This is a genomic window from Mesorhizobium erdmanii USDA 3471 (genome assembly GCF_000472705.1).
GTDB classification, from domain to species: Bacteria; Pseudomonadota; Alphaproteobacteria; order Rhizobiales; family Rhizobiaceae; genus Mesorhizobium; species Mesorhizobium erdmanii.
In genome coordinates this window covers 354842-367470 of the sequence record NZ_AXAE01000005.1, presented here as the reverse complement: position 1 = coordinate 367470, position 12629 = coordinate 354842, and the positions used below count along the sequence as shown (strand labels likewise).

13 protein-coding genes and 1 riboswitch are annotated in these 12629 nt (G+C 63.4%); of the genes, 1 reads left to right on the top strand and 12 read right to left on the bottom strand.

Features of this window, described 5'->3' with window-relative positions; translation table 11 throughout:
• Positions 1-10: 10 nt before the first annotated feature.
• The 12 genes from nuoK to A3AU_RS0101695 all read right to left on the bottom strand — a co-directional run bounded on the left by nuoK (position 11) and on the right by A3AU_RS0101695 (position 10869).
• Positions 11-319: an NADH-quinone oxidoreductase subunit NuoK gene (nuoK, locus tag A3AU_RS0101750; RefSeq protein ID WP_019858930.1), complete on the bottom strand. Its 309-nt coding sequence runs from the start codon at positions 317-319 to the stop codon at positions 11-13.
• A 1-nt stretch (position 320) separates the two neighbouring features.
• Positions 321-941, bottom strand: coding sequence for an NADH-quinone oxidoreductase subunit J (locus A3AU_RS0101745; RefSeq protein WP_027051253.1), 621 nt, complete (start codon positions 939-941; stop codon positions 321-323).
• A gap of 132 nt (positions 942-1073) precedes the next feature.
• Complete coding sequence (nuoI, locus tag A3AU_RS0101740; RefSeq protein ID WP_027046992.1) at positions 1074-1565, bottom strand: NADH-quinone oxidoreductase subunit NuoI; 492 nt, start codon at positions 1563-1565, stop codon at positions 1074-1076.
• Complete coding sequence (gene nuoH, locus A3AU_RS0101735; RefSeq protein WP_027051252.1) at positions 1565-2608, bottom strand: NADH-quinone oxidoreductase subunit NuoH; 1044 nt, start codon at positions 2606-2608, stop codon at positions 1565-1567. Before nuoH ends, nuoI begins: the two co-directional genes overlap by 1 nt.
• A gap of 2 nt (positions 2609-2610) precedes the next feature.
• A complete protein-coding gene (gene nuoG, locus A3AU_RS0101730; protein ID WP_027051251.1) occupies positions 2611-4692 on the bottom strand; it encodes an NADH-quinone oxidoreductase subunit NuoG in 2082 nt (693 codons plus the stop codon).
• 72 nt (positions 4693-4764) lie between these two features.
• Complete coding sequence (locus tag A3AU_RS0101725) at positions 4765-5463, bottom strand: NADH-ubiquinone dehydrogenase (RefSeq protein ID WP_027051250.1); 699 nt, start codon at positions 5461-5463, stop codon at positions 4765-4767.
• Between the two features lie 61 nt (positions 5464-5524).
• Positions 5525-6829, bottom strand: coding sequence for an NADH-quinone oxidoreductase subunit NuoF (gene nuoF / locus A3AU_RS0101720; protein WP_027051249.1), 1305 nt, complete (start codon positions 6827-6829; stop codon positions 5525-5527).
• An 11-nt stretch (positions 6830-6840) separates the two neighbouring features.
• Positions 6841-8121: an NADH-quinone oxidoreductase subunit E gene (locus tag A3AU_RS0101715; protein ID WP_027051248.1), complete on the bottom strand. Its 1281-nt coding sequence runs from the start codon at positions 8119-8121 to the stop codon at positions 6841-6843.
• The gene (locus tag A3AU_RS0101710; protein WP_027051247.1) at positions 8122-9312 is read right to left on the bottom strand and encodes an NADH-quinone oxidoreductase subunit D; all 1191 of its coding nucleotides are present in this window, start codon (positions 9310-9312) and stop codon (positions 8122-8124) included.
• Between the two features lie 9 nt (positions 9313-9321).
• On the bottom strand, positions 9322-9927 hold the full coding sequence (locus tag A3AU_RS0101705; RefSeq protein WP_027051246.1) for an NADH-quinone oxidoreductase subunit C: 606 nt from the start codon (positions 9925-9927) through the stop codon (positions 9322-9324).
• A 4-nt stretch (positions 9928-9931) separates the two neighbouring features.
• On the bottom strand, positions 9932-10513 hold the full coding sequence (locus tag A3AU_RS0101700) for a NuoB/complex I 20 kDa subunit family protein (RefSeq protein ID WP_015317338.1): 582 nt from the start codon (positions 10511-10513) through the stop codon (positions 9932-9934).
• Positions 10504-10869 carry an NADH-quinone oxidoreductase subunit A gene (locus A3AU_RS0101695; protein WP_010910112.1) on the bottom strand — a complete coding sequence of 122 codons (366 nt, stop codon included), beginning with the start codon at positions 10867-10869 and terminating at the stop codon, positions 10504-10506. The genes A3AU_RS0101700 and A3AU_RS0101695 overlap by 10 nt, the downstream gene beginning before the upstream one ends.
• Positions 10870-11190: 321 nt before the next feature.
• Here A3AU_RS0101695 and A3AU_RS0101690 point away from each other — a divergent pair, with 321 nt between their 5' ends.
• Positions 11191-12390 (top strand): winged helix-turn-helix domain-containing protein, encoded by a 1200-nt coding sequence (locus A3AU_RS0101690; RefSeq protein WP_027051245.1) that lies wholly within the window; start codon positions 11191-11193, stop codon positions 12388-12390.
• Between the two features lie 29 nt (positions 12391-12419).
• A riboswitch (cobalamin riboswitch) is annotated at positions 12420-12623 on the top strand.
• Positions 12624-12629: the final 6 nt, after the last annotated feature.

Below are 12629 nucleotides of genomic sequence, written 5' to 3'. Positions count from 1 at the left end.
GGTGGTTCCGTCAACCCTTCATCATGTTCACGTCTTCGACCGCGATCGAGCCGCGGTTGCGGAAGAAGACGACGAGAATGGCAAGTCCGATGGCGGCCTCTGCCGCCGCGACCGTCAGCACGAACAGCGCGAACACCTGGCCGACCAGATCGCCGAGTGCGGCCGAAAAGGCGACGAAGTTGATGTTGACCGCAAGCAGGATCAGCTCGACCGACATCAGGATGACGATGACGTTCTTGCGGTTCAGGAAGATGCCGAACACGCCGAGCGTGAACAGGATCGCCGATACGGTCAGATAATGTGCGATGCCGACGACCATCTCAGACTCCTTCGCCCGACTTGACCTTGCGGATTTCCATGCCGGTGGCCGGCGTGCGGCCGACCTGGGCTGCGATCGACTGCCGCTTGACCCCTTCCTTGTGGCGCAGCGTCAAAACGATGGCGCCGATCATGGCAACCAGCAGAATGAGGCCCGAAATCTGGAAGTAGTAGAGGTAGTCGGTATAGAGGATGTCACCGAGCGCGGCCGTGTTCGAACGCGCGGCGAGATCGGGAATGGGCTTGGCCACCGTCGAGGCGAGTTTCGGCGCGAATGTGTAGCCGCCCAGCACGACGATCAGTTCCGCCGCCAGGATCAGCCCGACCAGCGCGCCGATCGGTGCGTATTGCAAGGCGCCGCTCTTCAATTCGGCGAAGTCGACGTCGAGCATCATGACCACGAACAGGAACAGCACCATGACCGCGCCGACATAGACGACAAGCAGGATCATCGCCAGGAACTCGGCGCCGGTCAGCATGAACAGGCCGGCGGCGTTGAAGAAGGTCAGGATCAGGAACAGCACCGAATGCACGGGGTTGCGCGACGAAATGACCATGAACGCCGATGCCACGGCGACAAAGGCGAAGAGGTAGAAAAAGGCCGCCTCTAGTCCACTCAGCATTGGGGATCCCCCGGGTTCCAAATTCCGACTCCGACCCGCCTCCGGTTCGAAATCGCGTGTTCCATAGACGGGCGACGTTGCGCCGTCCACTTTCTTGTTCCTTCTCCCCGTTTACGGGGAGAAGCGCGCCAATTACCGGTACGGCGCATCCAGCGAAATGTTGCGTGCCAGTTCGCGCTCCCACCGGTCGCCGTTCGCCAGCAGCTTGTCCTTGTCGTAGTAGAGTTCCTCGCGGGTCTCCGTCGCGAACTCGAAATTCGGTCCCTCGACGATGGCGTCGACCGGGCAGGCTTCCTGGCAGAAGCCGCAATAAATGCACTTCACCATGTCGATGTCGTAACGCACCGTCCGGCGCGTGCCGTCGTTGCGGCGCGGGCCGGCCTCGATGGTGATGGCCTGCGCCGGGCAGATCGCCTCGCACAATTTGCAGGCGATGCAGCGTTCCTCGCCATTGGGATAGCGGCGCAACGCATGCTCGCCACGGAAGCGCGGGCTGGTCGGCCCCTTCTCGTGCGGATAGTTGATCGTCTCCTTCGGCGCGAAGAACTGGCGCATCGACAGGAAGAAGGCGCTGACGAAATCCTGCAGCAGCAGGGATTTTGCGGCCTGGGACAGAGCGGACATCACGCAAACCCCGTGATCTTGAGGAAGGCTGCGGTGGCGACCACCATGAACAGCGAGATCGGCAGGAACACTTTCCAGCCCAGCCGCATCAACTGGTCGTAGCGGTAGCGCGGCACGAAGGCCTTCACCATGGAGATGCCGAAGAACACGAAGCACACCTTCAGCACGAACCAGATGACGCCGGGAACCCAGGTGAAGGGCGCGAAGTCGAAGGGCGGCAGCCAGCCGCCGAGGAACAGGATGGTGGCCAGCGCGCACATCAGGACGATGGCGACATATTCGCCGAGGAAGAACAGCAGGAACGGCGTCGACGAATATTCGACCATGTGGCCGGCGACCAGTTCCGATTCGGCTTCGACCAGGTCGAAAGGCGGCCGGTTCGTCTCGGCCAGCGCCGAGATGAAGAAGATGATGAACATCGGGAACAGCGCCAGCCAGTTCCAGTCGAGGAAGGTGTTGGGCAGGCCAAGCCGCGTGCCAATTCCACCCTGCTGCGACAACACGATGTCGCTGAGGTTGAGCGAACCGGCGGTGAGCAGCACGGTGACGATGACGAAGCCGATCGAGACTTCGTAGGACACCATCTGCGCCGCCGAGCGCAGCGCGCCGAGGAACGGATATTTCGAGTTGGATGCCCAGCCGCCCATGATAACGCCATAGACCTCGAGAGAGGAGATGGCGAAGACATAGAGGATGCCTACATTGACGTTGGCGATCGCCCAGCCCTGGTTGACCGGAATGACAGCCCAGGCTGAGATCGCCAGCACCGCCGACACCAGCGGCGCCAAAAGGAAGACGCCCTTGTTGGCGCCTGACGGGATGACCGGTTCCTTGAAGACGAACTTCAACAGATCGGCGAAGGCCTGCAGCGTGCCCCACGGGCCGACCACGTTCGGACCACGGCGCAACTGCACCGCCGCCCAGATCTTGCGGTCGGCGTAGAGGATGTAGGCGACGAAGACCAGAAGCACGACGATCAGCACGACCGACTTCAGGAGGATCAGCAGCGCCGGCAGCACGTAGAAGGAGAAGAAGGTGTCCATGCTTATTCCGCCGCCTGCTTGAAGCCGCTCTTGGCCAATGCCGAACATTCCGCCATCACGGCCGATGCCCGCGCGATCGGGTTGGTCAGGTAGAAATCCTTGACCGGCGAAGTGAAGGTGCCCTTGTTCAGCCGCCCGCCGAGCTTCGCCACGCCGGCGATATCCTCGGCATTGCCGGCCGCGACCTGGTCGATGCGCGCCAGATGCGGGTACTCGCCATAAAGTCTCGCGCGCAGTTGCGGCAGCGAATCGAACGGCAGCTTCTTGCCCAGCACGTCGGAAAGTGCCCGCAGAATCGCCCAGTCCTCACGTGCATCGCCCGGGGCGAAGCCGGCGCGGTTGGTCTGCTGGACGCGCCCTTCGGTGTTGACGTAGGTGCCCGACTTTTCCGTGTAGGCGGCGCCCGGCAGGATGACATTGGCGCGGTGGGCGCCCGCATCACCATGGGTCCCGATATAGACGACGAAGGCGCCGCCGGTCTTGCCCATGTCGATCTCGTCGGCGCCGAGCAGGAACAGCACGTCCGTCTCACCCAGCATGCCGGCGACGTCCTTGCCGCCCTCGCCCGGCACGAAGCCGACGTCGAGGCCGCCGACGCGCGCCGCCGCATTGTGCAGCACGGCAAAGCCGTTCCAGTCGGCGCGAGCGGCGTTCACGGCACCGGCGAGCTTGGCCGCCTGGCCGAGCACGGCCGCGCCATCGGCGCGCGCCAGGGCGCCCTGGCCGACGATGATGAGCGGATGCGTCGCCTTCTTCAGGGTCTGGAAGAACTTGCCATTGCCGTCGGCCAGATCCTTCAGCGAATCCGGGCCGGCACCGAGCAGTTCATAGTCGTAGCGTGTGTCGCCGATATCGCCGATGACGCCGACCGGCAGGTTGCCGACGCGCCAGCGCTTGCGGATGCGGGCGTTGAGCACGGAGGCTTCGAAACGCGGGTTGGCGCCGATGATCAGCACCGCGTCGGCCTGCTCGATGCCTTCGATGGTCGGGTTGAAGATGTAGCTGGCGCGGCCAAGTGACGGATCGAGGGCAGCGCCGTCCTGACGGCAGTCGGTGTTCCTGGAGCCGAGCGAAGCCATCAGCAGCTTCAGCGCGTAGATTTCCTCGACCGCCGCGAGATCGCCTGATATGGCGCCGATCTTCTCGGGCGTCGTCTTCGATACCGCATCCTTGATGGCGGCGAACGCTTCGGCCCAGCTCGCCGGAACCAGCTTGCCGTCCTTGCGCACATAGGGGCGGTCGAGGCGCTGCGTGCGCAGGCCGTCCCAGATGAAACGGGTCTTGTCGGAGATCCACTCCTCGTTCACCTGCTCGTTGACGCGTGGCAGGATGCGCATCACTTCGCGGCCGCGGCTGTCGATGCGGATCGCCGAGCCGACCGCGTCCATCACGTCGATGGATTCGGTCTTGGTCAGTTCCCACGGCCGTGCCTGGAAGGCGAACGGCTTGGAGGTCAGCGCGCCGACGGGGCACAGGTCGATGACGTTGCCCTGCAGTTCCGAGGTCATCGCCTGTTCGAGATAGGTGGTGATCTCGGCGTCCTCGCCGCGACCGATCAGGCCGAGTTCGGAGATGCCGGCGACTTCGGTGGTGAAGCGGACGCAGCGCGTGCAGTGGATGCAGCGGTTCATCACCGTCTTGACCAGCGGGCCGATATACTTGTCTTCGACGGCGCGCTTGTTCTCATGATAGCGCGAGGAATCGACGCCGAAAGCCATCGCCTGGTCCTGCAGGTCGCACTCGCCGCCCTGGTCGCAGATCGGACAGTCCAGCGGATGATTGATCAGCAGGAACTCCATCACGCCTTCCCGGGCTTTCTTGACCATCGGCGTGTTGGTGAAGATTTCCGGCGGTTCGCCATTCGGGCCGGGGCGCAGGTCGCGCACGCCCATGGCGCAGGAAGCCTGCGGCTTGGGCGGCCCGCCCTTCACCTCGATCAGGCACATGCGGCAATTGCCGGCGATCGACAGCCGCTCATGGAAGCAGAAGCGCGGCACTTCCGCGCCCGCGTCTTCCGCCGCCTGCAGCAGCGTGTAGTGGTCGGGTACAGTGATCTCTTTCCCGTCGACCTTGAGCTTTGCCATTCGCCTCAAACCTCTGCGGATTTCCGCAATCTCATTTCCCGGGCGCGACAGACGCGGCGCCCGGCATTTCATTCACTTCTTCTTCGTTGCCAGCACGGCGGCTTGGGCAGTCCAGTCGTCGCGGCCGATGCGGCCGTTGAACGACAGATAGTCGTCGACCCAGGCGATCTCTTGCGGCGACCAGGCGGCAATCTGGGCATAGGTCCAGATACCAAGCCCGTTCAGAACCTTTTCCAGCTTCGGGCCGATGCCCGAGATCGCCTTGAGGTCGGACGGCTTCACCGGCTTGTCGATTGCCTTGGGCTGCCTGAAGTCCTCGGGCAGCAGCATATCGGCCGCCTCGCCGGCTGCCGGTGCCACATTCACCGCCGGCGCCGTGATGGCGGCTTCCTTGGCGGCGATGTCGGTGACCTCCTGGGCGAAGGACTGCGCCTCGGCAATCAAGGTCTTGGCCGTCGCCCGCGCCTTGGTCGACGACGAGTTCGCGTCCTCGAACTGCTCGACGCGCGCCTCGAATTCCTCGATCAGCGGCTGCATCAGCCGCTGCGACGCCTCGGCGGCTCCCGAAAGCGCCCCCATCCAGACGCCGAATGCATGGTTGGCGAGCCCGACGCCAAGCGCCGACATCGCTGCCACCCCGGCGACAGGATGCACGAAAAGGTTGACGGCGCTGGCCATCTCCTTCGGCATCATCCTGGTCAGGTCCTGGTTCATCTTCTCGAGCTGGTCCAAATTGGGCATCATTGGGTAGGGTGTCGAATACGGCGCCATAGAGTTCTCCTGGTCGTTTCTTCGTTCGCCCCGCCCCGTTATTCCGCAGTCACAAATCGGTCTATTCCGCCGCCACCATCACCGGTTCGGCCCGGTGCGCGTTGCGCGAAAACTCGTCGATGCGGCGCTCCACCTCGCCGCGGAAATGCCGCATCAAGCCCTGGATCGGCCACGCCGCCGCATCACCCAGCGCACAGATCGTATGGCCCTCGACCTGCTTGGTGACGTCGAGCAGCATGTCGATCTCGCGCTTCTGCGCCTCGCCGCGCACCAGCCGCTCCATCACCCGCCACATCCAGCCAGTGCCTTCGCGGCACGGCGTGCACTGACCGCAGCTCTCATGCTTGTAGAAGTAGGACAGACGCGCGATCGCCTTCACGACGTCGGTCGACTTGTCCATGACGATGACGGCCGCCGTGCCGAGGCCTGATTTCAGGTCGCGCAGCGCGTCGAAATCCATCGGCGTGTCGATGATCTGCTCGGCCGGCACCAGCGGCACCGAGGCGCCGCCCGGAATCACCGCCAGGAGATTGTCCCAGCCGCCGCGAATGCCGCCGCAATGCGTTTCGATCAGCTCGCGGAACGGGATCGACATCGCCTCTTCGACGGTGCACGGATTGTTGACGTGGCCGGAGACGCAGAACAGCTTGGTGCCGACATTGTTGGGCCGACCGAAGGACGAGAACCACGCCGCGCCCCGACGCAGGATGGTCGGTGCCACCGCGATCGACTCGACATTGTTGACGGTGGTCGGGCAGCCATAGAGGCCGACATTGGCCGGGAATGGCGGCTTCAGCCTGGGCTGGCCCTTCTTGCCTTCGAGGCTTTCCAGCAGCGCCGTTTCTTCGCCGCAGATATAGGCGCCGGCGCCGTGATGCATGTAGACGTCGAAATCATACCCCGAAGTGTTGTTCTTGCCGATCAGCTTGGCTTCATAGGCCTCTTCGATGGCGCGCTGCAGCGCCTCGCGCTCGCGGATGAACTCGCCGCGCACATAGATGTAGGCCGCGATAGCGCCCATGGCGAAACCGGCGAGCAACGCGCCCTCGACCAGCGTGTGCGGGTCATTGCGCAGGATGTCGCGGTCCTTGCAGGTGCCGGGCTCGGATTCGTCGGCATTGATGACGAGGTAGCTCGGCCGGCCGTCGCTCTGCTTCGGCATGAAAGACCATTTGAGGCCGGTCGGGAAGCCGGCGCCGCCACGGCCGCGCAGGCCCGACGCCTTCATCTCGTTGACAATCCACTCGCGCCCCTTGGCGACGAGGCCGGGCGTGTTGTCCCAGGCGCCGCGGGCCATCGCGCCGGCCAGCGACTTGTCGAAGAGGCCGTAGATGTTGGTGAAGATGCGGTCTTTGTCCTGAAGCATTTTTTGTATCCTCAGACCGGCTTCTTGCCGAAAACGCGGATGTATTCGGCGACGCCGCCCTTGGCGAGCGCCTTGGCCTGCTTGACCCAGTCGTCGCGCTCGATGCGTCCCTGGAAGGAGAGATAGCCGTCCACCCATTCACGCTCGGCCTTCTTCCAGGATGCGACCTGCGCGAAGGTGAAGATGCCCAGCTCGTGCAAAATGCCCTGGATCTTCGGGCCGACGCCGGAGATCAGCTTGAGGTCGTCGACCGCGGCCGGCCTGTCGATACCGGCCGGACGGTTCTTGTCCTCCAGCGACGGTTTCGCCGGCTTTGCCACTGGCACCTTGGCTTCCGGCGCCTTGAAAGCCGCGGCCGGCTCGGCCTTGGCCGTCGGCCCATTGCGTTGCTTGGCGACCTTCTCGACTTCCGCAGCCGCCTTGTTGGCATTGGCGGCCGAATGCAGAGGCGCCGAAACGCTCGCGGCGTTCTCCGCAGTTGGTGCCACCTTGGCTTTCGAAGGCGTTTTCAAGGCAGGGCTGGTTTCCGGCGCATCGGTCTTCGGCTTGCTGGCATTGGACGGCGCGACGGGAGCGGCGGCGGGCGCCGGAACAGGCGCGGCGATGATCGCGTCAGGCGCCGCCTTGGCGGCCTTGGCTGCTTCTCTTGCTTCCCTGTCACGGGTCGACTTGAGGATAGCCTTTTCGCTCTTCAGCGTCGTCAGGCCGGAGGCCGGCTCCGAGCCGGTACGGCCGTTCTGCGGTCCCGGCGCCACCGACGCGCCCTTGCCAGCGTCATAGAGATCGATGATTTCGGCCAGCCGTTCCGGCGTCAGATCCTCGAACGTGTCCTTGAACACCATGACCATCGGCGCATTGACGCAAGCGCCGAGACATTCGACCTCTTCCCACGACAAGGTGCCCTTGTCGTTGGTGTGGAACTGGTCGTGATGGATTTTGGAGCGGCACACATCCATCAGCGCTTCCGAGCCGCGCAGCATGCAGGGCGTGGTGCCGCAGACCTGGATGTGCGCCCTCGTGCCCACCGGGTTGAGCTGGTATTGCGTGTAGAACGTCGCGACCTCGAGCCCGCGGATGCGCGGCATGCCGAGCATATCGGAAATCGTCTCGATCGCCGCCTTGGTGACCCAGCCTTCCTGCTCCTGCGCAATCATCAGCAACGGGATGATCGCCGACTGCTCGCGGCCTTTCGGGTACTTCTTGATCCACTGCTTCGCAGCCGCGGCGTTCGCCCGGTTGAAGGCGAAGGACGCTGGCTGGACGCTGGCTTCTGCGAGACGGCGGACTGACATTTAGCGATCGACCTCACCAAACACGATGTCGAGGGAGCCGAGAACGGCGGTGACGTCGGCCAGCATGTGGCCGCGGCAGAGGAAATCCATCGCTTGCAGATGCGCGAAACCGGGTGCGCGCAGCTTGCAGCGGTAGGGCTTGTTGGACCCGTCGGAGACCAGATAGACGCCGAACTCGCCCTTCGGCGCCTCGACGGCGGCATAGACCTCGCCGGCCGGCACGCGATAGCCTTCGGTGTAGAGCTTGAAATGATGGATCAGCGCTTCCATCGAGCGCTTCATCGCCTGGCGCTTCGGCGGCACGACCTTGCCGTCGAGGTTCGACACCGGGCCTGTGCTTTCCTTGCCGAGCAGCAGATCGACGCACTGGCGCATGATGCGCGCCGACTGGCGCATTTCTTCCATGCGCACGAGATACCGGTCGTAGCAGTCGCCGTTCTTGCCGATCGGAATGTCGAAATCCATTTCCGAATAGCATTCATAGGGCTGCGACTTGCGCAGATCCCACGGCGAGCCCGAACCGCGCACCATGACGCCCGAAAAACCCCAGGCCCAGGCATCGGCCAGCGATACGATGCCGATATCGACATTGCGCTGCTTGAAGATGCGGTTGCCGGTCAGCAACTTGTCCAGGTCGTCGATCGACTTGAGGAACGGGTCGATCCACTTGCCGATGTCCTCGACCAGCTGGCGCGGCAGGTCCTGGTGGACGCCGCCCGGGCGGAAATAGGCGGCATGCATGCGCGAGCCGGAGGCGCGCTCATAGAACACCATCAGCTTTTCGCGTTCGACGAAGCCCCATAGCGGGGGCGTCAGCGCGCCGACGTCCATCGCCTGCGTCGTCACATTGAGGATGTGCGACATGATGCGGCCGATTTCGCAATAGAGCACGCGGATCAGCTGGCCGCGCTTCGGCACCTCGATGCCGAGCAGGCGCTCGGCGGCGAGCGCGAAGGCATGCTCCTGGTTCATCGGCGCGCAATAGTCGAGCCGGTCGAGGTAAGGCACCGCCTGCAGATAGGTTTTTGCCTCGATCAGCTTTTCGGTGCCGCGATGCAAAAGTCCGATATGCGGATCGACGCGGTCGACGACTTCGCCGTCCAGCTCCAGCACCAGGCGCAAAACGCCGTGCGCCGCAGGGTGTTGCGGGCCAAAGTTGATGTTGAAATTGCGGACGGAGGTTTCAGCCATTGTGGCGCCTCAATTCGTCTTGGCTTTTTCGTCCCCGGGAAGAACGTAATCTGTCCCCTCCCATGGGCTCAAAAAGTCGAAGTTCCTGAATTCCTGCTTCAATTCCACAGGCTCATATATGACGCGCTTGGCTTCGTCGTCGTAGCGCACCTCGACGAAACCGGTCAGCGGGAAATCCTTGCGCAGCGGATGGCCTTCGAAACCGTAGTCGGTCAAAAGCCGGCGCAGGTCGGGATGGCCCGAGAACAGCACGCCATAGAGATCGTAAGTCTCGCGCTCGAACCAGTCGGCACCCGGGAAAACGCCGGTGATCGACGGCACCATCGTGTCTTCGTCGGCCTGCACCTTGACGCGGATGCGCAAATTCTGCTTCGGCGACAGCAGGTGATAGACGACGTCGAAGCGCTTGGCCCGCGACGGATAGTCGGCGCCGCAGACATCGATGATCGAGATGAACTGGCAGCGCGCGTCGTCACGCAGGAAGGTCACCACTTCGATGAGGTCGCCCGGGTCGACATGGATGGTGAGTTCGCCATAGGCCAGCACCGCGTCATTGACGCGGCCGATCAGCTTCTCGCCGAGATAAGTCGACAGTTCGCTTAGGGAAGCAGCCATGGATTTACCGTTCGATCGTGCCGGTGCGGCGGATTTTCTTCTGCAGGAGAAGAATGCCGTAGAGCAAAGCTTCGGCGCTCGGCGGGCAGCCGGGCACATAGATGTCGACCGGCACGACGCGGTCGCAGCCGCGCACCACCGAATAGGAATAGTGGTAATAGCCGCCGCCATTGGCGCACGAGCCCATCGAGATGACGTAGCGCGGCTCCGGCATCTGGTCGTAGACCTTGCGCAGCGCTGGCGCCATCTTGTTGGTCAGCGTGCCGGCAACGATCATGATGTCGGACTGGCGCGGGGACGCACGCGGCGCGACGCCGAAGCGCTCCGAATCGTAGCGCGGCATCGAGGTGTGGATCATTTCGACCGCGCAGCACGCCAGACCGAAGGTCATGAACATCAGCGAGCCGCTACGCGCCCAGGTGATCAGCGCCTCGGTCGAGGTGACCAGGAACCCCTTGTCGGCGAGCTCATTGTTGATTTCGAGGAAAAAGGGATCGTCCTCCCCCACCGGCCGGCCGGTGTTGGGATCGATAATGCCCTTCGGCTTCGGCGCGACGAGGGTGCCTGAACTGTCGTTCAATCCCATTCCAGCGCTCCTTTTTTCCATTCATAGGCAAAGCCGATGGTCAGCACTGCCAAAAACACCATCATCGACCAGAAGCCGAGCATGCCTATCTTCGAGAAGGACACCGCCCAGGGAAACAGGAAGGCCACTTCGAGGTCGAAGATGATGAACAAGATCGACACCAGGTAGAAGCGGATGTCGAATTTCATGCGGGCATCGTCGAACGAGTTGAAACCGCACTCGTAGGCGGAAAGCTTTTCGGGATCGGGATTGCGGTAGGCCACCAGGAACGGTGCGGCCAACAGCGCCAGGCCGACGACCAGTGCCACGCCGATGAACAGGACGATGGGCAGGTACGAACTGAGGAGTGCGTTCATGCAGCGGCTTTCCGTTGGCGCCAATCCACTTTGATTACAGCACCGGACCTTAATGCGGAAGCGTGACAGTTTAACCGCTGAACCGTTTTAAGGGCCTATGCTGCAACGCGGCGAGGGTTAGCGCAGCACTTCCAGCGAAGCAAGTCAAACCTTGTTCAAAACACCGAGCTGGACGGCATTACAGGAGAAACTGGTACGATCGGCTCCTGTTTGATTTCCTTCATTTTCTACTCCACTTTTCTCTCCTGACAGGATAGCCGCCAAAACCCTGCTAGCATGGGCTGGAATCACCATCCAAATCACCCGCAGAGTGACGTTTGCATGAAGGAAAAGATCTCGCTCGCCACCGCCCGGCGCATCGCGCTTGCCGCCCAGGGGTTTCTCGATCCCCGCCCAAGTGGCACACCCGACCGCCGCCACTTCGCCCGGGTGCTCTCGCGCACCGGCCTGCTGCAGATCGATTCCGTCAGCGCCGTGGTGCGCGCTCACTACATGCCGCTCTATTCGCGGCTCGGCCCCTACCCGCTCGCTCTGCTCGACAATGCCGCCGTGACGCGCAAGCGCACGGTGTTCGAATACTGGGCGCACGAAGCCTCGTTCCTGCCGGTCGAGACCTATCCGCTGATGCGCTGGCGCATGCAGCGCGCCGAGCAGGGCGACGAGATGTATCTGGGGCTGGCCAAATGGGGCCGCGAGCACGCCGCGTATATAGAAGAGATCTACCGCGAGGTCGTCGCGCGCGGCCCGATCGCCGCTTCGGCGCTGGAAGGCCAGAAAGGTTCGGGCGGCTGGTGGGGCTGGAGCCATGCCAAGCATGCCTTCGAATGGCTGTTCTGGGCCGGCCGCATCACCACCGCGCACCGCCGCGGCTTCGAGCGCTTCTACGATCTGCCCGAGCGCGTGCTGCCGCAGGCGATCCTCGATCTGCCGGTGCCGGCAGCCGAGGACGCGCACCGCGAACTGCTGCGAATTTCCGCCCGCGCACACGGCATCGCGACATCGGGCGATTTGCGCGACTATTTCCGCCTGTCGCCGGCCGACATGAAGGGCCGGCTGGAGGAGTTGGTCGAGTTGGGCGAGTTGCTGCCGGTGCGTGTCGAAGGCTGGGACAAGCCGGCTTACCTTCACAAGGACGCCCGTCTGCCCCGGAAAATCGAAGCTCGTGCCCTTCTCGCCCCCTTCGATCCCGTCGTCTTCGAACGCTCGCGCTCGGAGCGGCTGTTCGACTTCCACTACCGCATCGAGATCTACACGCCCGCCGAGAAACGCCAATACGGCTACTACGTCCTGCCCTTCCTGCTCGGCGACCGGATCGTCGCGCGCGTCGATCTCAAGGCCGACCGGCCAGCGAGCGTGCTGCGCGTCCACGCCACCTACGCCGAGCCCGGCGCACCGCCCGAAACGGCGGCTCAGCTGTGCGAGGAACTGAAGCGGATGCAGGACTGGCTTGGCCTTGAGCGTATGGAAGTGACGCCGGCCGGCGATCTGGGCCCGGCGCTGGCCGACATCGCCGTGTCGTAAGCCCGCGTTGACACCGCCACCCGCAAAAGCCTAAATCCGATCCAGACGGTCCCTTGCCCGCAACGGCAAGGGCTAAGAGGGAATGCGGTGCGGGATGAAAATCTCAAATCCGTGGCTGTCCCCGCAACTGTAAGCGAAGAGCCAAGGCCGAAAGCCACTGGGAGCTTCCCGGGAAGGCGGCACCAAGGCGATGACCCGCGAGCCAGGAGACCTGCCGTCTGCGACAAAAAAATCCGATC